The 19,316-nt window shown below is 52.9% G+C and carries 26 protein-coding genes; all 26 read right to left on the minus strand.

Features of this window, described 5'->3' with window-relative positions:
- Positions 1-132: 132 nt before the first annotated feature.
- The 26 genes from AAIG39_RS21585 to AAIG39_RS21705 all read right to left on the minus strand — a co-directional run bounded on the left by AAIG39_RS21585 (position 133) and on the right by AAIG39_RS21705 (position 19,303).
- The gene (locus tag AAIG39_RS21585; RefSeq protein WP_343194697.1) at positions 133-1,275 is read right to left on the minus strand and encodes a major capsid protein; all 1,143 of its coding nucleotides are present in this window, start codon (positions 1,273-1,275) and stop codon (positions 133-135) included.
- 90 nt (positions 1,276-1,365) lie between these two features.
- Entirely contained in the window at positions 1,366-2,118 is a 753-nt protein-coding gene (locus tag AAIG39_RS21590) for a DUF6651 domain-containing protein (RefSeq protein ID WP_343194698.1), read from the minus strand.
- Between the two features lie 167 nt (positions 2,119-2,285).
- On the minus strand, positions 2,286-2,465 hold the full coding sequence (locus AAIG39_RS21595; protein WP_343194699.1) for a hypothetical protein: 180 nt from the start codon (positions 2,463-2,465) through the stop codon (positions 2,286-2,288).
- A gap of 34 nt (positions 2,466-2,499) precedes the next feature.
- Positions 2,500-3,612 carry a phage minor head protein gene (locus AAIG39_RS21600; RefSeq protein ID WP_343194700.1) on the minus strand — a complete coding sequence of 371 codons (1,113 nt, stop codon included), beginning with the start codon at positions 3,610-3,612 and terminating at the stop codon, positions 2,500-2,502.
- Positions 3,613-3,629: 17 nt separating this feature from the next.
- A complete protein-coding gene (locus AAIG39_RS21605; RefSeq protein ID WP_343194701.1) occupies positions 3,630-5,021 on the minus strand; it encodes a DUF4055 domain-containing protein in 1,392 nt (463 codons plus the stop codon).
- A 3-nt stretch (positions 5,022-5,024) separates the two neighbouring features.
- On the minus strand, positions 5,025-6,332 hold the full coding sequence (locus AAIG39_RS21610; protein ID WP_343194702.1) for a terminase large subunit domain-containing protein: 1,308 nt from the start codon (positions 6,330-6,332) through the stop codon (positions 5,025-5,027).
- Positions 6,307-7,305 (minus strand): terminase small subunit, encoded by a 999-nt coding sequence (locus AAIG39_RS21615; RefSeq protein WP_343194703.1) that lies wholly within the window; start codon positions 7,303-7,305, stop codon positions 6,307-6,309. Before AAIG39_RS21615 ends, AAIG39_RS21610 begins: the two co-directional genes overlap by 26 nt.
- Before the next feature lie 3 nt (positions 7,306-7,308).
- Complete coding sequence (locus AAIG39_RS21620) at positions 7,309-7,809, minus strand: hypothetical protein (protein WP_343194704.1); 501 nt, start codon at positions 7,807-7,809, stop codon at positions 7,309-7,311.
- Positions 7,810-7,891: 82 nt separating this feature from the next.
- Positions 7,892-8,137: a DUF2560 family protein gene (locus AAIG39_RS21625; protein ID WP_343194705.1), complete on the minus strand. Its 246-nt coding sequence runs from the start codon at positions 8,135-8,137 to the stop codon at positions 7,892-7,894.
- A gap of 9 nt (positions 8,138-8,146) precedes the next feature.
- Positions 8,147-8,599 (minus strand): lysis protein, encoded by a 453-nt coding sequence (locus tag AAIG39_RS21630; RefSeq protein WP_343194706.1) that lies wholly within the window; start codon positions 8,597-8,599, stop codon positions 8,147-8,149.
- Positions 8,596-9,132: a lysozyme gene (locus tag AAIG39_RS21635; protein WP_343194707.1), complete on the minus strand. Its 537-nt coding sequence runs from the start codon at positions 9,130-9,132 to the stop codon at positions 8,596-8,598. The genes AAIG39_RS21630 and AAIG39_RS21635 overlap by 4 nt, the downstream gene beginning before the upstream one ends.
- Positions 9,132-9,347 carry a class II holin family protein gene (locus tag AAIG39_RS21640; protein ID WP_343194708.1) on the minus strand — a complete coding sequence of 72 codons (216 nt, stop codon included), beginning with the start codon at positions 9,345-9,347 and terminating at the stop codon, positions 9,132-9,134. The genes AAIG39_RS21635 and AAIG39_RS21640 overlap by 1 nt, the downstream gene beginning before the upstream one ends.
- A 775-nt stretch (positions 9,348-10,122) precedes the next feature.
- Complete coding sequence (locus AAIG39_RS21645) at positions 10,123-10,881, minus strand: antitermination protein (protein WP_343194709.1); 759 nt, start codon at positions 10,879-10,881, stop codon at positions 10,123-10,125.
- Between the two features lie 115 nt (positions 10,882-10,996).
- Positions 10,997-11,194: a Lar family restriction alleviation protein gene (locus AAIG39_RS25770; RefSeq protein ID WP_425503342.1), complete on the minus strand. Its 198-nt coding sequence runs from the start codon at positions 11,192-11,194 to the stop codon at positions 10,997-10,999.
- Positions 11,191-11,790, minus strand: coding sequence for a recombination protein NinG (locus AAIG39_RS21650; RefSeq protein ID WP_343194737.1), 600 nt, complete (start codon positions 11,788-11,790; stop codon positions 11,191-11,193). Before AAIG39_RS21650 ends, AAIG39_RS25770 begins: the two co-directional genes overlap by 4 nt.
- Positions 11,787-12,206 carry a hypothetical protein gene (locus AAIG39_RS21655; protein ID WP_343194710.1) on the minus strand — a complete coding sequence of 140 codons (420 nt, stop codon included), beginning with the start codon at positions 12,204-12,206 and terminating at the stop codon, positions 11,787-11,789. The genes AAIG39_RS21650 and AAIG39_RS21655 overlap by 4 nt, the downstream gene beginning before the upstream one ends.
- Before the next feature lie 2 nt (positions 12,207-12,208).
- Entirely contained in the window at positions 12,209-12,415 is a 207-nt protein-coding gene (locus AAIG39_RS21660; RefSeq protein WP_343194711.1) for a hypothetical protein, read from the minus strand.
- Positions 12,415-13,014: a DUF1367 family protein gene (locus AAIG39_RS21665; protein ID WP_343194712.1), complete on the minus strand. Its 600-nt coding sequence runs from the start codon at positions 13,012-13,014 to the stop codon at positions 12,415-12,417. The genes AAIG39_RS21660 and AAIG39_RS21665 overlap by 1 nt, the downstream gene beginning before the upstream one ends.
- 687 nt (positions 13,015-13,701) lie before the next feature.
- Positions 13,702-13,956 carry a DNA polymerase III subunit theta gene (locus AAIG39_RS21670; protein ID WP_343194713.1) on the minus strand — a complete coding sequence of 85 codons (255 nt, stop codon included), beginning with the start codon at positions 13,954-13,956 and terminating at the stop codon, positions 13,702-13,704.
- Positions 13,957-14,236: 280 nt separating this feature from the next.
- Complete coding sequence (locus AAIG39_RS21675; RefSeq protein ID WP_343194714.1) at positions 14,237-16,093, minus strand: DNA cytosine methyltransferase; 1,857 nt, start codon at positions 16,091-16,093, stop codon at positions 14,237-14,239.
- Positions 16,090-16,296 (minus strand): hypothetical protein, encoded by a 207-nt coding sequence (locus AAIG39_RS21680; RefSeq protein WP_343194738.1) that lies wholly within the window; start codon positions 16,294-16,296, stop codon positions 16,090-16,092. The genes AAIG39_RS21675 and AAIG39_RS21680 overlap by 4 nt, the downstream gene beginning before the upstream one ends.
- Positions 16,297-16,346: 50 nt before the next feature.
- The gene (locus AAIG39_RS21685; RefSeq protein ID WP_343194715.1) at positions 16,347-16,754 is read right to left on the minus strand and encodes a hypothetical protein; all 408 of its coding nucleotides are present in this window, start codon (positions 16,752-16,754) and stop codon (positions 16,347-16,349) included.
- Positions 16,751-17,032, minus strand: a complete 282-nt coding sequence (locus AAIG39_RS21690; RefSeq protein ID WP_343194716.1) for a protein ren — start codon at positions 17,030-17,032, stop codon at positions 16,751-16,753. Before AAIG39_RS21690 ends, AAIG39_RS21685 begins: the two co-directional genes overlap by 4 nt.
- Complete coding sequence (locus AAIG39_RS21695; protein ID WP_343194717.1) at positions 17,022-17,573, minus strand: AsnC family protein; 552 nt, start codon at positions 17,571-17,573, stop codon at positions 17,022-17,024. The genes AAIG39_RS21690 and AAIG39_RS21695 overlap by 11 nt, the downstream gene beginning before the upstream one ends.
- A gap of 7 nt (positions 17,574-17,580) precedes the next feature.
- Entirely contained in the window at positions 17,581-18,321 is a 741-nt protein-coding gene (locus AAIG39_RS21700) for an ATP-binding protein (protein ID WP_343194718.1), read from the minus strand.
- Entirely contained in the window at positions 18,305-19,303 is a 999-nt protein-coding gene (locus tag AAIG39_RS21705; RefSeq protein ID WP_343194739.1) for a replication protein, read from the minus strand. Before AAIG39_RS21705 ends, AAIG39_RS21700 begins: the two co-directional genes overlap by 17 nt.
- Positions 19,304-19,316 lie beyond the last annotated feature (13 nt).

The following is a 19,316-nucleotide window of genomic DNA, read 5'->3' on the forward strand; positions in this document are numbered from 1 at the left end:
GCAGGAGTGTGTTCCGTACTATTCTGTGCGGCAAGCTTTTCTGCTGCGCGCTGAGCACGCTGCTCTCTGGTTAATCCGGCCATAGGCCCTCCAATAGGAAAAGGGGCCGAAGCCCCTTAGTTTGTGGTTGTGTTAGCCGGCCAGAAGAGCAATATGCTCGCTCTTGATTGCACGGTAGCCCCAGGCCAGCCGGACATGGTAGACAACCTGCAAGAACTGGCGATATACCGCGATTTCGAACGACAACCCGGTAACCGGGTCGGTGATGATCGTGGTGTCGTCGGCAGCATCTCCGCCTTCCGGCTTCGCCGGTGCGCGAGTCGCCAGAACGATTGCAGAGCGAGCAAATGCCACGTTAGGCGTATAGCTGTTACCTACCGTCAACGCTGCTCCATCGGCAGCAGCCAGCAGCAAGCCAGGCTTACCAATAGAGGTGACACCACCAGCAAGCGCAGAATTAACCACGTATTTGTTGGTATCGCCGTTCAGCGTAATGATATCGCCTGCCAGGATTGTGCCGGTGCCGGTATCAATAGCGATACCGGTAGAGCCAGCCGCCGCCGCACCATTAGTGAGGTAACCTGCGCCGGAGCCTTTTGTAACCAGGCTGATCGGGTCGGAATGACGGATTGCCATACCCATGATGCGGTTGGTCATACCGTTACGCAGCATGTCAGAGGAACCCGCCTCGTTGACTTTGAAGAGACCAGACTGCTTACCGCGAAGATTACCGATTGCCGCATGGCCGAGAACCAGTTGCAGATCGGTTTTTGGTGCACCGTTTTCTTCCAGAATGCGCAGAACGCCAGCGAAATCTGACATGTCGGCGGCAGTGCCAAATGGCGTGGTGCCAGCGGTACCATATGCACGGGAGGCGTTTTTATATGCTTCCAGCCACAGGTCATTTTCGATTTCGTTCACCAGCGTACGCATGGCCTGGTAGAAACGATCTGCCTGAATGGTGGAGAAGGTACCGGCATTCATCAGGCCTTTTGTTTCTTCACCGTTCCAGCGCACCGGGACGTGTTTCGATTTGGTGATTGCCACCTGGACATTATCCACCACCGCATCACCGGTATTCGGCGCAGTAACGCCCGGGGTGTTGTCTGCGGATGCAGCAGAATTTGTGACAGGGACAAGAACGTTCTGCCCGATAGCAGCGCGTTCAACATTGCTGTTTCGGCTTACTGCCGGGATAAAACCAGTCATCTCGCGAGAGATAACGTCGAGAGCCTCATACATATCGGGCAGGAGGCCGGTCAGCGTATTCGCCATGGTATTTCCTTCTTAACTGGTTAGGGTTTGTGTTTTGGGTGGCCTTCCAGCCTCTGCGCCGTCACCCATCCGGGAAGCGGCAATAACGGATTATTCGACGATGGTGATCTTGTCTTTCATTGCCTGGGATTTTTCGCCCGGGGAAAGCTGATCAAACGCAGTGCGTTTCATCGTTTTTTGTCCGGCCTGGTGCTGCGACTGGTGTGAACCGCCGCCGCTATTGCCGGACGCTTTGAGGATGTAATCTTTCTGCGGATGCAACTCGACCAGTGCCTCCAGTGCTTCATCAAATCCAGCCAGTTCGCCAGGCTTGGTGCGGGAGAACACTTTATTCCCCTGCCCGTCGTAGGCCACGACCTTGCCATCTTCAATTTTGAAGTTCTTCCCGAAGTGGGAACGCACGAACTCAGCCGGAATTGCCATCTTCTCGGAGATAAACTTCGAGCCGCCGAAGCGACCGCCGATCATCTCGTCATAGAGCTGGGTTTCCAGTTTCTGACTCTTGCCATTCGCTTCGTCCAGTTGCTGCTGGAATGCCTTAGTGATTTCAGCCTTCACCTGGTCAACGGCGCCAGCGTCGATCAGCTTCTTCTGGTCGATTTTGGTCATCATCTCCAGGGCTTCGAGTGCCTTGGTCGGGTCGGTGATGCCTGCGAACTTAGCGAGACTGGCTTCCGCCGCCTCCTTCGCTTCGCGGTGAGTTTTGGCCTCACCGTTCAGGGAGGTGATTTTGGCCATCGCTGCGACCGCATCGAACGGGATTTCTTTGCCGTCATCATGAGTGAATACCGGCATACCGTTTTCAACGACCACATGTCCATTAGCATCGAGTTTGAGTTTCATTGGTTTTGCTCCGGCCTTCCGGCCATTGGTAATAGGTCATCCGACCCGGTCACCGCGTCGCATCCGCTCAGCGGCAGGCATAAAAAAGGCCGCCTTGAGGCAGCCTGTTGTGAATTTCAGATAATAAAAAAGGCCGCCTGAGAGACCTTTAAGCAGTTATCTCAACGTTAATGGCTAATGAACTCTGGGACATCACTCCCTAACGTCGTAACTTCAATCAAATTGCTTTCATCAATTAACGGGATCTTTCTTTGATAACCGCCAATGGATACTTCCACCTGATACGGTACAAAGACATCTTTCCCATCAACAATAATTTTCATTAAATCCGATTGGTTATCGTTCATGTTAGCCTCAAGCGAAGGTGTTTTATGAAGAATATCACATCCCAGCGTCACTAAACGCCCGGTCGTCACGTTCCCGCAATTGATCCAGCGTCAGCCATTCACCTTTGTCGGAATAGAACTCATCCGCTGACATGCCGCCATCACGAATCAGCCTCGCGCGCGTCACGCCGACAATTTGGGACTGCCGCGTGAATGACTGCCGCGAAAACCAGCCCTGATAATCGGTATCCGCAGGAACCTGACCGTCCATGCTGGCGCGGGAGCTATCCGATATTTGTCCGATAGCAATGCCGAGCTCATCAGCGGATTTGAGGATGTAAGTTTCGACGCTGCGGCAACAAAAGTGAATTTTACCCGGTCCTTGCAGATAAGGGATTTTGTGGCCGATAGGTTTGTTGTCCAGGGTGTATTTTAGACGGTCACGAATTCGGCAATCTTTTGATGTCCGGTTATCCAAAGTAGACAGCCACTGCTTACCCTTAAGAATGTCGTCGTTCGCTGTAGCGAAATTCTGCCGCGCCGTCGCCGCGAGGTGTCCCACCGCCGTTTTAGCAATACTGGCGGCGTTGGCCCGACTCATTTGCAGCGCGCCGTCCTGATAGCCTCGGTTAGCGTGACCACGAACCTTGCGGGCTATCTGCTCATGCGTATCACCCAGCAGGAAACCCTGCCGCACCGTATTGCTGATGCGCGCCATACGGTCGGCTTCAAGATTGTCAGCCCATTCAGAAAGCAGCCGCCCCTGAAATGGCCGGGCCATAGCCGCCGCATAAACAGCATCCGGGGAAATGCCCACCAGCGGATGAAGCTCCAGCACGTCATCAGGGATCGCAAACTGAAACAGGCTTAACTGGAAACCAGCTTCACTCTGCGCCAGTCCATGCAACTCAGAGGATAGCCCGGCGTACATCGACTGAACGGCCTCGCGATTCATCGCTCTGACGCTCACAAGCAGTGATTCCAGGCGCGACACGGTGAAACTATTTGCGTCCAGCGTATCAATAGCCACCAACAACCGCGCCGTTAACTCGGCGTCACTGTCGTTAAGCAATTTAACCATGCGATTGGCAACGCCGGTGCTATATCGACTAATCCAGATTGCATGAGCCAGAGACTCATCGCTCAACTGTTCATTCGCCGTTACCATTTACACCACCAGTATTATTAAGGGCCGCCGGAGAGCGTCACCTGCTGATTTCTCAGCTCGTCGATCACTTCGTCTGGGTTCGCGTCCGGGTCGATAAATTTCAGCGCCTGCAGCACCCGCACGGCATCAATCTGACGAATATCGCCCCCCTGGCGTAATGACTGAACTGCCGTAGCGGCCGCAGAGTCGAATGTCTGCGCCGAAACATCCAACTCGGTACGCACATCAACATTACCGCCCTCAGTTTCACCGAGCCATTCCGCCATGATTTGCAGGATGTTATCGAGCGCGTCTTCCAGTGAGCTTGCCATCGTATAAAGAGGTGAATTCTCCTGCATGTGCTCTTCATGCGTCTGGTCATCAGATTTGGTTGAGGTGTTTTCGGCGCGCAACAATTTTGCCCCGGCCTGACGCATCTGGTTTTCCAGGTCTTCCAGTGAGATTTTCCCGGCGCCAATGGCCGCGCCGGTATGCTCAACATATTCCAGACCCTGCCTTTCGCGGTTGTCGAAACGAGTCGCTGTTGATGATCCGATCGTTAACGCTTCACCTTCCGCCAGTCCATAGGCCACCAGCAACGGTACACGGGCGACATGCAGAATGTTGTCCTGCTCACTCTGGCTCTGCCAGTGCTTGATGTTCAGCAATGCCAGGTTCAGCAACGGCGGAGAGCCGCGCATAAATCCTGTTCGCTTCGTGTAGAGCGTCACCAAGGGAATGTCATCACGGCTGGTTTCCCACTCATCGTGAATCGACCATTGGCTTTCGCCGTTTTCACCCTTATTACGGCGATAAATTTCGACTTTGCGGGGCATGATGTGCCGAATCTGCTCAACCTTCGTCTGCCCGTAATCGTTGCCATCGACAACGATCACCTCTTTAATGCGCAGGTCTGTCAGAACCACCTTCCCTTTGACTACTTTCGACTTCCATCCGATAACCTGGCGGGGATTGAGCATCGTGGCATACGGGCGTGAGCCTGCTGCTTTTTCGTCAGCCTTTGTTTTTACCGTCTCGGGGTCAACCTTCGGGAAATCCACCAGCGCATGCACCAGACCGTACTGGAATCCGATGCTGAAAAATTGCTGTGCCCAGACATCGATCCGGTTTCCTTCCATATCAATATCAGGTGCTAACTCCTTTATTGTTTCAGGCGCGCTTTCGCTCAATACCGTAGGCTCAGCAAATACGCGCCCAATGTTCTGTTTAATCGCTTCTTCATAGGCAGGAAGCAAGGTTGCAGCTGCTAATCGTTCTCTGTAGCTGTCAGGATCTTCGTTGGGCCATTTCGGAAGATACAACTTCCCCTGTCGACGCATTTCAAGCGTACCGCCCATCAGCGCATCGTTGATATCCCAGGCCTCAACCATGTCGTTATAGTCGAGGTTGGGTGTTGAAATATCAGGCATGGTTTACATCCGAAGTTGAGTGACTTTGCCAGTCGGTTTGATGATCGGGAATTGTTTAATGATGAAATACCCACCAGCATCGTTTGGGTGGTCATTGTCGGCTTTCTTGTCCGGTTCACCGTTTTCGCCCCATACCTGTTGTTCAAGCGATTCTGTATAAACAGGGCAGCGCTTTACATTCACTTTGTAGCGACGCTCACCGTTGCCGTTGCAGAACATGGCATTCATCGAATTGATGCGGTCTTTTACCGGCGGGTTTGAATCGTTCACAATCACGTTGAAGCCAGCCTGCTTGAGCTGGGCGATATCCGTAGTGCTGGCATGAGCTGATTTACGAGAGTCGCCAGAGGCATCAGGGTAAATGTAGATCTCCCGCACCTTCCGGTAGTCTCGACCGTCATACAACCAGAACCGCTCTTTAATGATGCGGATTATGTCAGGGGTGTCGTACGCCTTGATAATTTCCGTGACGGCGCAGGGAAGCCCAAGACGCAGCACATGAACAATTCCAGCCATTTTCCCGACGTTAAAATCCATACCGATATACAGCGGCTCGCCGGGCTGTTCTTCTTCTTTGCAGTTATTCAGCTTACGGTCGAACTGGTGGTAAATGGTCCCGCTGGTCAGGTTAGTGAACTGACCGCGCAGGTACGCTTTGATAAGCTCAGGCGGATAGCTCGCCAGCAGCGAGGGGATATAGTCATCCGGCAGGTTCTTTTCGTTGTCGAACGTCGAGGCCTGCACCAGCCCGTAAAGGGTTGCCAGCTCCGGCTTATCACGTACGGCTTTGACGAACTGCTGGTAAACAAACTTAAATCCTTCCGGCGTGGTGGTGACGTCAATCCCGTTACGTAGGCCATCAACCTTATAGCGCATACGGGCGATGATTTTACGCCACGCCTGCTGCGCTTTGGCTGCGGGCATCACGTCCAGTTCGTCCACCAGCGCATTGCCGATTTTGAAGCCCACGATGGTAGATGGCTTCTCCATTGAGCGGCAGATAGTGGTTCCGCGGTACTGTCGTCCGGCGTAAAAATGGACCTCTTTGTTGCTCTCGTTGATTTTGACCGTTAATCCCCAGTCAAACGCAACCTCCTCTACTGTCGGGTAGAAAATGTCACGGATCTGCGGATATGTCGGTGCGAAATATCCCTGGTTGATTCTGGGGTGCTCCCACATCCCCTTGCATATGCCGCCGCATCCTACCCACGTCTTACCAGAGCCAAAGCCCGCAACATAGGCTTTGAATTTATGCGGCATCGCCAGAAATTGCGCCTGCGGCACGTTAAGGGTTGGCGATATCCCCGTCATCGTCATTCCTTACGCGCGCATCCGCGATGTTGATATTGATTGCCACGGGCAGCGGTATTTCGTCCTCAGGATCGGCTGCCAGCTCTTTGCGGAGTTTTTCCACCTCCAACTGGCGGCGCTCGATTTCAATCTGCTGCAGGCGTTGCGCGAACTCACTATCAGACAGTCCGAGGCGCTTCATTACCGCCTCATACATTCGCTCCCGGCTGATGGCCGTTATCTCGATGCCATTCTTGCCGAGCTTTACCCCTGAGTAAGCCAGTGCAGCATCAGGGGCCAGTTTACGAGTGTCGGCGAAATATGGCTGACCAATGCCATCACCATTACAGCGAGGGCATCCGGGGTTTGGTTCACGGTTGTGATCATAGCCATAGCCGCCTGGGTCTTCTGGTTGCCTGGCACCCTCTTTGCCCTCAACCTTCGCCAACGCCTCTTCGAACTCAACGGCATCTCGCCACTGATAGTGATGGCCGAAGCCCCAGCAGTAACGACAACTCCCTCGTCGATATTGCGAAAGGTGGTTTGCATCGAAATTGGCAAGCCGCCACATCTGTTCCAGCACTTCATCGGCACTGCCCAGCGTGCGCTCAATGGATGCCTTCTGCTGCTGCGCAATAGCCTGCGCAACGTTAGGATTCGTAATGAGCTGGCGACCATAGTTCGGGTCACTATATCCAGCCCGTTCAGCAGCTGCCGTGGCGTTCTGGTCCTTGAGGTATTCAGCAATAAAGCGCTTTACCTTTGGGCTCAGTTTGGCATCCACCAGTTCTTCTGCGCTTTTTTCCTTTTGCGCAGTGCGCAACTTCTTCTGCGCATTCTTTTGCGCATTTTGCGCAGAAGGCTTTTTTATATGTCGGCGGGCAGTAGCGTAATTCAGTCCCTGCGCTTCACACCAATCCTTAGGTGATACGCCGGTTGCGGCATGATCGGACAGGAACCGTTGCAGGAGCTCGCCCCAGTCCGGTTTTGCCATGGGTTAATCCTGTTTGATGTTTTGGGCTTCTGCACTCGTCGTGAATGACTGAACCCTGCCGCCGCTGTACACATCCATTTCAATGGTTATACGGACGGCTTCAATAGCATTCTTCCCACAGAGCATGGCTGCTCTGGCAATCGTTCCGCCACTACCCATAGCGTACGGGTCCTGCTGGAGGGAGATTGCTGCATGCGTTTTATCGGTGTCTTTGCTGACAATCCACGCACGGCCTTCGCCAGCAACTGCTAGTGCACCAAATGAGCTCTCGGGGTTAAATGTCGATTTGTAGGTAAGGCCTTCGAGCATTAAATCCTGAACCTCAAACTCTGCCCCGCAGTCACCTGCATACCCAACCGCAAGGATCTTCTCACCGTTGACCATCCATATCTCGTTATCGCGAGGGTAGAAAATCTTTTGCTCTCGCAACGTACAGACAGAATCACTCGCCGTCGCCTGGCTATCAGATGCCAGCGTCTTTCCATCCCATGCCACTGTTGTCATGTTTGTTTAGCCTTTAACGGTAAGACATTATCGAAGCCCCTCGATAAAGAGCTTCTGTAATGGCAATTACAAACCGGCCCGATTAACCGCCAGAATCTACATCGAAAAGCAGAAGTGCTTCCTCTGACTCCTTGATTGCTTTTGTTGCCTTGGCTACCAATCCGCTTTCTGTCGTAACCCGGCTAAGCTGGTTAACGAAGATTTGATACTTGAGCGGATCATCACCCACAAACTTAATCGCCTCAGCCGCTGCTGCGGTGTCATAGTTCAGGTTGGCCAGCAGGTTTAAGCGGATTTGCTGGACGCTTGTAACAGTGATTTCAGACATTTTTACTCCTTATTTCAGGCACTGCTCGCGCACATAAGCCTGCAGGCCCGTCAGTTGTTTGGTGACTGTTTCGATTCGCTCTCTGAGGGTGAAATAATCCCGTTCAGCGGCGTCAGTAAGTCGGGGGCCGGTTGCATCATCCAGGCTGGCGGCGCTGGCGGTGTTGCCCTTACTGCAGGTGGCGTTGAGCTGCAGCCCACACTTACCAGTGCTAACGCAACGCTGCAGGTCTTCAAGCTGCTTTTTAGCATCTGCGAGTTCTCCAGTGTATTTCGCATCGAGCGTGGCGACATCACGCTGACGTACTGTCATATCGTCAATGGTTTCCTGACGCTGTTTAGCCAGCGATGTGGCATCGTCGGCCCGCTTTTTCTCACTGTTAATTTGACCAAGCAGGATATAAATCAGAAGGAGCGACAGGAGTAACTCTGCCCCAATTATCAACCAGGCTTTTGGCGTCATTTATCCAGCTCCCAGCACGTCAGTGCGCTTTCCTGATCCCGTCGCTCTACCTGCCCGTAACAGCCGTTCGCCTGGCCTTTTGTCAACCGGCAGTCACGGCCACCGTCTTTAATCCACCAGCGGATAGCCTCACATGCCCCTTTGCGGTCGCCAGCATTGATGCGTTGGTAGAACGTCGAAGGGAAACACTTAGAGGGACCGATGTTGTAAGGGCAGAATGACGCAATACCTACTTTCTGCGGTTCAGTTAGTGGCACTTTGATATTCCGGTCCACCCATGCAAGTGCCTTATCACGCTCGATAGCATTAGCCTTTTTGCACTGTTCCTCTGTAGCACGCTGGCCTTTAATGACAGGCTTGCCATTGATAACCGTTACACCATGACACAGTGACCAAACGCCACCTGGATCGACAACGGCCACCAGCGCGTTACCTTCTTTCTCGCTGATAAACTGATCAAACAGTACCGGCGCTGATGCGCCTGCAGCGATGAGAGACAACATTGCCGCACTAAGCTTTGCCCTGTTTGCCATCACTCACCCCTGGCGGCTTTGCGCCGATCTTCTTTGATTTTGAAATACAGATTGGTCAGATAAGTCAACAGACCAAACAGGACGCTCGCGAGAACACCAATAGCCGCCCATTGTGAGGGCGAGACTTTATCCAGTAGCTGGAGCACCCAGAACCCTCCGTTTGCTCCGGCGAAACCGTAGCTCACACCAGTTGTGATTTTTTCCATTCGATACATACTCCACCTCCGCTTTTGGGAAGTGCTGTGTGGATGAGAGGGAATAAAAAAAGGCCCACTCGCAGGGAGCAGGCCGAAAGAAATAATTAATAAAACAGAGAATACTGTGGTGCCGGGTGCCTCCCGGTGAAATGCTGACTGGTGACAACATTCCGCATATAGCTAATAAGGCTTAACCAGTAATACCCCGCCGCAAAGGGGGATTCACCACAAAAATAATGTAGGGTTACTCTACCGCTTCGTCAACAAGTGGTTCCGGTGAATGAAGAAATCTGGTCTGAGAGTCAGAAACAGAAAGCAACCTGCCGGGCTCAAGAGCAAGTTAAAAAAAGGCCTGCTCGGACGAACAGGCCTAAGAGAAACTATGGACGTATTGTTATACATGCATTGAATGTGGCGCCGGGTGCCTCCCGGTGAGCCTTTAGCATGCCATGCATTGACCCGCGTGTTTTGCGTATTACCTGACAACTTCGCCCCGCCGCATAGGGGGATTCACCACGCCAGGCACTCTAAAGCACAAAATAATGGGATTCAATCCCTAATAATTAGTGATTTACTTCTCATTCTTTATCAGCAAATGCTTCGGTTACCAACATCCTGTATTGGCTATGAGCAGCCGTTGGATGAGACCTATATACGAAAAAGCCCCGGCGAGGTGCCGAGGCTTTGAATTTGTTTGCTTACGAATAGGCATAAAATCCCATCGTTAGGAAAATCCTAACCAGTTTTTTTGAGAATTGCAACCATCATGTCGCTAAAATTCATCAAAATGACTCTAACGTGTGACCTTACGCAGTTGTGCTTCGGCATACGCTTCTTCCTGCCAGCATTTTGTGACCAGCTTATCGATAACCTCTGCGTAGCCGCTGTACCACTGATACTGAGTGAGGTCTGGAACAATCTTTTCCACGATGAAACGCGCCAGACTTGTAGGTACGCGACTGTACCTATGCCCATTGCAGCGGCTACAAATCTTCAAAACTGGCATCCCGTGCAATTTACTTCTCTTCTCATCAAACACTTTTCCCTTCCCTTTGCATCCGCGGCAGGCAGTACTGACCTCCCCCTTCCCATCACAATGCGTGCAAATGTCCTCAACCTGTTCATTTTTAATTTTTGGCCCGACACCCTTCACTCCTGGATGCTTAACAACGTCCATTTTCGAACGGAGGATCCCCTTCCCTTCGCAATGAGGACAGGTCGATTTGCTGGCAGCAGACCGGGAATAGTCGGCGTATGCGAACTGGGCCAAAACAGGCAGTATTTCCGCGCGTGCTTTATCGCTAAGTTTCATAAGCACTGGGTTTCTGAGTGATTGCGCATAACCCATCAGTCCGTCGATTGCGATCTGCGGATCACTAATGCCAACCTTCGCCAGGAACAACGAGAAGCCTAATGGGGCTTTTGACTGCACCATCCCTTGCGCCGCCATAACGTCAGTAATGGTTAATGCATCAGAACTTGTCGCCGGAGTTTGGTCATTGAGCTTCGGTGATTTTGGCGAATAGAATTTCGGCAATGATTCGAGGTTCATGCTGCTGCTCCCGCTGTTTGCTGTGTGTTCGATTTGACTGGTTTGCTGTGGCACTTCACAGCGGGCAGTTTCGCCCGCGCTACGCTTTCGGCCTGGTATTGGATGTATTCTTGTTTCACGATGGTCTCCGGTTCCAGGCGCGAATGGCATCCCGCTTTGTTGGATAGGTGTCAGTGATCGGCTTAATCAGGCATGTGTTGTTGACGCATCCGGCATAAACACCTTCGCCATCAGGAGATAGTTCCGCCACTCCTCCACAGAACGGGCAATTCAAAAGCGTTGCCCAATGCGGCAATTTGAGGTCGTAAATCACGCAGCCTCCTGCTTTTTCAGCTCGCGAAGCTTCGCCCGGTACTTGTCGCGGATCCGGATGTAGTCATCCATGGTCCATTTTGGTAATGCGTGTGGGCCCATCAGAGCGTCAAAGCGCGCCTGGCCGATTTTGGCGATCAGCGCCGGGCGATATGAGGTGAGGTTTCCGGACAAGTGGTTGTTGCAGACTGAGCACTGCTTATGACAGTTGTCTTCATCAAAGCGCAGTTCCGGGTTCGCGCCGGTCGTGCGATAGTGCCCTGCGTGATACTGGCCGTCATGGTGGCGGTCGCAGCTGATGCATGTCAGATGCCGATCCCGGTACCGGATGAAATCGTTAAATGCCTGCTGAGCCTGCTTGATGAAGTAGCTGAGCGGCTTCACCGCCATTCGGCGTTCTGCCTGGCGCTTACGCTCGCTCTTCGCTGCCTTTTTCTGCTGCTGTTTGACCTGCAACTGAGCGGCGGCCTTTGCGGCATCGTTCGCGGCTTTGCCGTGGGCGCTGGCGCATTCGAATGAACAGACAAACTGACCATCACGGGTTGGATGGAACCACTCCCGGCACACGGTGCATTTGCGGCGTGGTTTCTTTTTCAGAATGGCAGGCATTGTTGTCCACCTCCCTGAATTGCGTTCAGTTCCCGGCGATGCTCATTCAGATAACTGTTCCAGTGCGCCTTTCTGATGATTGCGGCCTGCTCTGCCTGTAGAGCTGGTTCACGAATAGCCTTACCTTTTCGGTGCAGGTCTTCACGGATAACGTCACCGCTTACGTGCAGTGCCTGGCAAAGTGGGCAGTAATCGCGGGTTTCCATTCCACCCGCTTTACCTGAAAAGAAGATATTGCCATGCCAGGTTCCGCACTCTGCACACATTGGCGCGTCGCAGGTAAAGATCCCCCGGGCATTGGAAAGGTGATGATTTTCATCCTCGTCAGCATCCCAGCCGATGATCCCATCACAATATAGAGTTGCGGGCTTACCGCAGAAGAGGCACTTCTCTGTCTTTGCCACGCTCACCCCCACATCCGGTTTTGATACTGGCGGTTGGCACGCGGCGGCTTGCTGCTTTCAGGCAGCCGGGCGCTCACTGTCCAGGTGATGTAATCAGGGTTCAGGCTTCGTTCAACCTTGACCCCACGGCGCTGGTATTCAGCCAGGAGGTCATCTGCCTGCTGTGTTGTGCATTCGGGGTAATTAAACCAGGTCTCTTTCATCACCATCACCCCGCAAAGCCCATGAGTTGAGACGCCGCGTTCTCAACTGCGCGCTGGTCTTCGAATGACCGGGACAATATCCAACGCCAGAGAACATCCAGTGCGGCTTTATACAGCTGCTGGAATTCGGTTTCGTCCATGTTGGCGAATGAGATACTGCGGGGATATTTGCGAAGGGTGCCGTCTGGCAACTGAATAGCGTCATAATGCCCGGCTTCAACGATTACCCAGGCACGATATGCGTCGTAGGATTTGCAGAGGCTAATACCGTTCGTGACGCGGCGACTGGCGACCTGATCAAGATATTGCTCAGCGGCATCCAGCAGCGCGGTTTCATTCCCGCCGAACGTCATGAGGTATTTAGCGTACCCTTGCACCAGCTTGCGCTCGTTAGACGAAATTGCGCCGCCCGTAGGCTCCCAATATTCAAACCCGAGATTGAGCAAGGCAAAGAATTTGCGGTGAAAAGCGGGATTTCGGACCTTCGTAAACTCAGCCACCAGCACGGCGCCAAGCTTGATTTTTGTTTGCAGTAATTCGCTGGTCTCCGGCGTAGCGGGGATCAGGATTCCTGATGATTGCTTGATGAGTTGTAACTGCGCCATGGTGTTCTCCGTGGCGCATCGTAGTCAGGCTATCGGTTGTTCAGGCCGATACAAACATTATGCTATTCCGGCACGAAAAAGGTCAATTGTTGGCGGTCAACTCCCTGACAATTTCAACGAGGGAATCACGTGCGATGACGCGTTCGTCTGCCTGGAGATGTTTATGACCAACCTCCATACCATCGCTATTCAGAAGAATGCGATCACCCGGTCGAAGCTTAAACGAACTCGCGACAGTTCCATCGGAACGCCTCACAAGATCGTAGTCCTCTCCCTCATCAGAACACACCTCAGCCACGCTAACCCCCTTTGCACCCCAGACGGCGCTCCACTCTTATTTTTCTCTGGCTATAGCCAACAACTAAGCACTGTTGTTATATACAGTATTTTAAAGGATGGCATTAATCAACACAAAATAAATGAATGATATTTATGATTATTTTATTTTTGCTTTGGCAGACAATTTCGTTTGAAAGAAACCGTTTTTGAGATTAAATGGTTGGTTTTGCGTAATACAGAGGGGGCAAAGCTGGCGAGCGTGATCAACAATTAATCACTTATGCAGATCAATTTTATAATATCGATCGGAATTATCGATCATGCGATTCAAACGGACTGGACCGATGGGCGAACAAGAAAAAGCCCCGCGAATGCGAGGCCTTGTGAGTTAATTGCGAGAAACGAGAGCTACTTCTTATTGGCCTCTGCCATTGCGGTGTATTGCGGGTCGCTTGCGCGAGGAAGTTGCAGGCTCTTCTCACGGTAGAAGCGCACTCGCTCCATGAAATAGTCCCTAAGGTGCTCGGGCTGTTCGCGCGCTACCTGCTCCGCCACAACCGGCTGGTTAAGCCGCTCTTTGTACGCCACGCCGGCAGCCGCCAGGTCAACGTTAACCTTGTCCATCTCGTCCTGCGGTTTTGCAGCTAAATTCCAGTCGCTCATTGGGCCTACTTTTTTGACGGTTACTGACGGTATATATTAACCCAAACCCACATGAACATAACCTACATGATGCGCATAAAGATTTTTAACTTCTTCGCCTGTATAGCAGCTATAACCATTATCTTCTTCGGTGTTGTCATTTATAACCATATATATATTGGAGTATTTCTTACCAACGTAGTTTTCTGGACTGCGGTTGCATCAGCTCTAATCGCTTTTATGTTTAGACCGAAAAAAGATAAATAAAAGCCCCGCAATTGCGAGGCTTGGTTGGAGCGTGTTATGCAGCTTCTTGTTTCGAGACACACAGCTCCGGCAAGTTTGCTCTTACCAGCGCCTCGGCGAACGGGGGCGGCACCGCGTTGCCGCACCGGGCAACCTGCTTGTCTTTTGCGTACTTCACGCCGCGATAGTCGCGGTCGATGATGTACCATTCCGGGAATCCCTGGGCGGCGTACAACTCGCGGGGTTGCAGCATGCGCATGCCGATGTCGACAATACGATAAAGCACACCCTTGATGGTGACGAACTCACTGATGCCGTATTCGCGCAGGAATGCAGCAACCTGATCGGCCCGGCGCTCGTCATAGTCGTTAGCAGCCAGCAACGCGCGCATCTCACCAAAGTGTAGGCCACCGGCCGTTACGGTTTGCAATGGCGTGTCGGTTGGCTGCCCAATATTGGTACCGCGCATTTTGACAATGCTCGAAGTGATCAATGCATGGTGGTCAGTGGTTGTGACCGTGTGCGCCGGTTCATCCAGGCCAATCCCCGCCCCCGTGTAATTCCCGCCAAAATGTTTAACGAGGTTTGCCGCCACCACGGCGAACTTATTGCCACCAGCGGTAACGGTGCCCAGTGGTTTCTCCATCTGGAGGATTCGCGGTGCCTGCCCTACCCGTTCACCGTAACCCATCTGAATCAGCGTTGTTGATACCAATTGAGATTTACCGCCGCCGCCAGCTGTCACGGTTGCGCTCGGCTCATCAACGCGGTGACCGATACTGTTGCCGAACTGCCGGGAAATTATCGGTGCCAGGCGCGGCACGATGATATTTGTCCGGTTCTGCGTAAGCAGTGTGAAAAATGGTTTGTCCACCGGGCGTGGCTTCATCTGGAACGATGAACCCCCAGTGCCAGCAAATATCGGAGCCACTACCGGAGTAGCGATCGCAAAACCGTGCTTTTTGGTAATCGTCTGAGCTGGTTCGTCCAGCGACTGGCCCCGGAAACAGTCGTAATTCGTTTTAGTGCTGGTGTGGTTGCACTTCACGATAAACGGCGAAGCGCTGTTTACCACGAAACGCTCAATACCTCTCGCGATACGGCGCATTGTGTTTGCGGCCAATGGCTTTTTGCGGTCGAAAATTGACGGGCACGGGATTGACCAGTCGATACATTCCGCCGCCGTTCGCCACGGTTTTAGCGCACCGGATTTTACCGCGGCTGTTTTAGGATCCCCATGACTTTGTTCCGGCCAACTGATTGGCTCACCGTCACAGCGCATCACCATGAAAAAGCGTTTGCGGATTGTCGGCGCGCCGTAATCACACGCTCGCAATTCACGATGTTCGACTGCGTAGCCCAGTCCGGCCACCAGCTGCTGCGCCTGCTTGCTGCCTGGCTCGATATTCAGAAACTCGCAGCACTCGGCCAGTGCCGGGTGATCAACACTTATGCCATTGGACAGCATGCTGACGAACGCATTAAACGTCTCGCCTATGCGCTCCGGGTCTGGACGCATTTCCGCCACCAGCAGCGGTCCCCAGGTGCGGAACTCCTCAACGTTTTCCAGCATCATGACGCGGGGGCGCACCGTCAGCGCCCACCTAACCACAATCCAGGCTAAGCCGCGAATCGCTTTTTCTACCGGGGTACCGCCTTTCGCTTTGGAGAAGTGCCTACAATCTGGGCAAAACCATGCCAGCCCCACGGGCATACCTGCGGTAACGACCGGGGGATTTACGTCAAAAACGCTCTCGCAGTAGTGCAGCGTTCCCGGGTGATTTGTCGTATGCATAGCAACAGCGTTCTCATCGTGGTTGATCGCAATATCAACACTTCGGCCAATTGCCATTTCAATTCCGGTTGACGCCCCGCCACCGCCAGCAAAATTATCAACAATGATTTCTCTCACGCGTATTTCTCCATGATGATGGCCAGCGATTTGGCGGCGTCCACGATTGACGGTACGGGCATTTGTTCCAGCCACATGCGATTGATGTGATGGCGTAAACGTTTCTGGTGATGCGCCGGTAGTTCCCCGGCGCGTTCAATCTGCGAATAGACCAGTTTGACCTCGGCAGGCCAGACCGTTTCCTGCACATCCACAAGCAACATTTTTTCCAGCTCAACGATCCGGCGGTAGGCGTACTCGAGTAATGCGTCGCTCACGATTGCACCTCCCCGCCACGGCTTTTACGCATACGTTCACGGTTCTTTGCCTGTCGGTACGCGCGCTGTTCCGGCGTCTCTTTTGCACGAGCGCGAGCATTCGCCTCTCGATTGCGGCGGCGGCGTTCTTCCAGGGGATCTGTTTGCTGCCCGACGGTTTCGCAGTCTTCCAGTTCTGGAAGTACTTCACCCCAAGTGGCGATGTTGCCGTTCTTGTGCCAGCCCGCGATGCCGTCAGAATGTGCGGCCACGGCGCGAACAGACTCGATTACAGCGAGTTGTGCAGCGTTCACCGCCTGCAACCGGCGAACAGCATTAGCCAGCCCGGTAATCAGTTCTGCCGTTGCCGTCGGCACGTAACGGGATGCGGGTTCTGCTGCATCAAGTAGTTGCTGAATGTTCATACTCTCACCCCGTAAACTGACAGAACGCGCTGCATAGCGGCGCTGCTGCGGCATTCTTCGAAAATGAAGTTCTTATTCATCCGGTCGAAGTCGGTCGTGGCGCGATACGTCACAGTGCGCCAGTTTCGGCTGTCGATAACCAACTCACCTGCCCGGCACATGTGGAACGCTGCCGAGCAAAGAGTTTTCGTTGAAATCCCGGTAGCAGCAGAAACCTCAGCCGAAGTGAAGGTGGCATGGTTAGCCAGGTATTTTTTAATTGCAGTTTTAGCGCTCATTGGACCTCCCGATGTGCACAGCATCCTCAGCGGCCAGGCGTCGGTGATAGACCCAACTGATCATCTGACGGGATACCTCGAATTTTTCAGCGATAACACTCGGGCGCATACCGTCGTCGCGTAATGCACGAATCAGCGCGGCATCCTCGTCCGGGCAAGTAGTACTCCAGTGAGCGTTGCCGCACTTGGCCAGGCTCACGCCAAGCAGAAATGCACGGCGGTATACGTTCTGCGCCGAACGTCCGGGCAAATGAGTCGCAATTTCTTTCGCGGTCATGGTGCTGGCGTTGCGCCGGATAAAATCATCTTCCACCTGCGAAAATGCTTTTTTCTTCACAGTCGGCAGCAGCCCGGATTCACGCAGTTTGTGGATGCGAAAACGTATCGCCGGGATGCCGCGATTTAACAGGCTGGCCAGCTCTTCGCAGGTCGTCGTCGGGTACAGCGTGATCAGCTGGTTTTGCTCGTCAGTGGTCCACGGGCGATTATGTGCCGGGCAGCGGCCAGGCGCGCCAAACTGATTGAATATGAAATTTTTCATGGATGCCTCACTTCACGGCTCTGAGATGACGAACGTTTTTACGGTGACTATCCCAGTCGAAATTCACCCACATCCCGCCGTCCATTTGCAGACGGTCCATCACGCGCTCGCCCAGGGTGGCGCTAAGCTCCGGGTGATTGAGGTTCGTCAGAATGCCCACCGGGCGCAGGGATGACAGACGGCGGTCAATGACCTGATTGATGATGACTTTTTCCCCGGTGCTGCCGCGCTGAATGCCGACTTCGTCCAGCACCAGCAGATCGACTTTGCACAGGTCATCCAGTAGCGCAGCTTCGGACTGGTCACCGTCGTAGCACGCCCGAACGCGCAGCATCAGGTCTGGAATGGTCACCACCAGCACGGTATGTCCGTGATGAAGCAGATAATTCCCGACGGCAGCGGCCAGATGATTTTTGCCAGTGCCTGGATTGCCGCTGAAAATGAAGCTGGTAAAACCGGTACCGAAGTTGTGCGCGTAGCTTTTCGCCATGCTCATGGCTTTTCGCTGGCCGGCGTTGTCGACCTGGTAGTTCGAGAACGAGCAGTGCTTGTGCAGATCCTGAATTCCGGCACGACCGAAAATTTTCTCTGATCGGGCACGCTGGTTTTGTTTCTCAAGTTCTGCTGTGCGTTTGCGTCCCTCTTCCTGTTGCCAGGCCATTAACTCTTCGGCGCTTTTGAACATTGGCTGAACGCCCGCAGGCATAAGGCGCTGAATACGGCTGAGTAAATCATTGGTCGTTTTCATCGTGCCCCCTGAATCCATATGGGATTTTTTTGTCAGGCTGTGAAATGTGATTAGGGTCCCGAACAACGGTGCTCTTGAGCCCGTACTTGGGCTTGAATAAGCCCTGATACCCATTGGCAATGCTTGTGTTAATCACGTCCACAGGGTCATGACCGGCATCCAGGCAATCTCTCAGGAGCTTGAAAGCTTTGGTTACGGTCAACTCGGTCTTGATCGGCTTTCCGGATTGATGGCGATAAGCAACCCACTCACCCCATGCGCTGACATCAAGCCATTCAGGGGAAGGGATACTCAGCGGATCAAATTTCACTTTCCCCTTTGGGGGATTAAAGGGGGTATTAGGTTTTATATTTGTATTTGAAAGAATGTCTTTGGTGGTCCCTGTTTTCGGGGATACCTCTCCCTGTTTTCGGGGATAGCTATCCCCCTTTTCAGGGATAGTTGATGGTTGATTTTCACTATCCCCATTTTCAGGGATAACCATCCCTGTTTTCGGAGGTAGCTCTCCCTGTTTTCGGGGATAGTATTCCCCGGTTTCAGGGATGGTGATTACCCATGTAGCGATCTCCCTGACTGGGAAATCAATCGGGCAATTTGAGCATTTTGGCTTTGCGTACGCCCATTGTTCCAGGCTGGTATTAATCCCGATGTATCTCGTTTGCCCTATGCGACGCAACTTGATGATGTTGCGATAGGCCAGGCTGAGGACGGCTTCTGATACGTGCTTAGCTTTGAGCGTGGTCTTGTCCGCAATTAGGCTATTGGCAATGCGATCTGACTTTTTTGACCAGCCATAAGTCAGGCGAACAATGGCGTTCAGAACGCGGAACTCTCGCCCTGATAACTCAACGATACATAAGGCATCCTGGATCTGATTGGCTAAACGGAGATAGCCATTTTCCAGATCAGCCATTCGAGTCTCCTGTTGCGCCATGGATGGCGTAGGGAATTTGTATAATTCAGCGGTTTTTGACATACTCATCTCCGCAATTACG

Origin of the sequence: Phytobacter palmae (genome assembly GCF_039409775.1) — a bacterium.
Classification (GTDB): Bacteria; Pseudomonadota; Gammaproteobacteria; order Enterobacterales; family Enterobacteriaceae; genus Phytobacter; species Phytobacter palmae.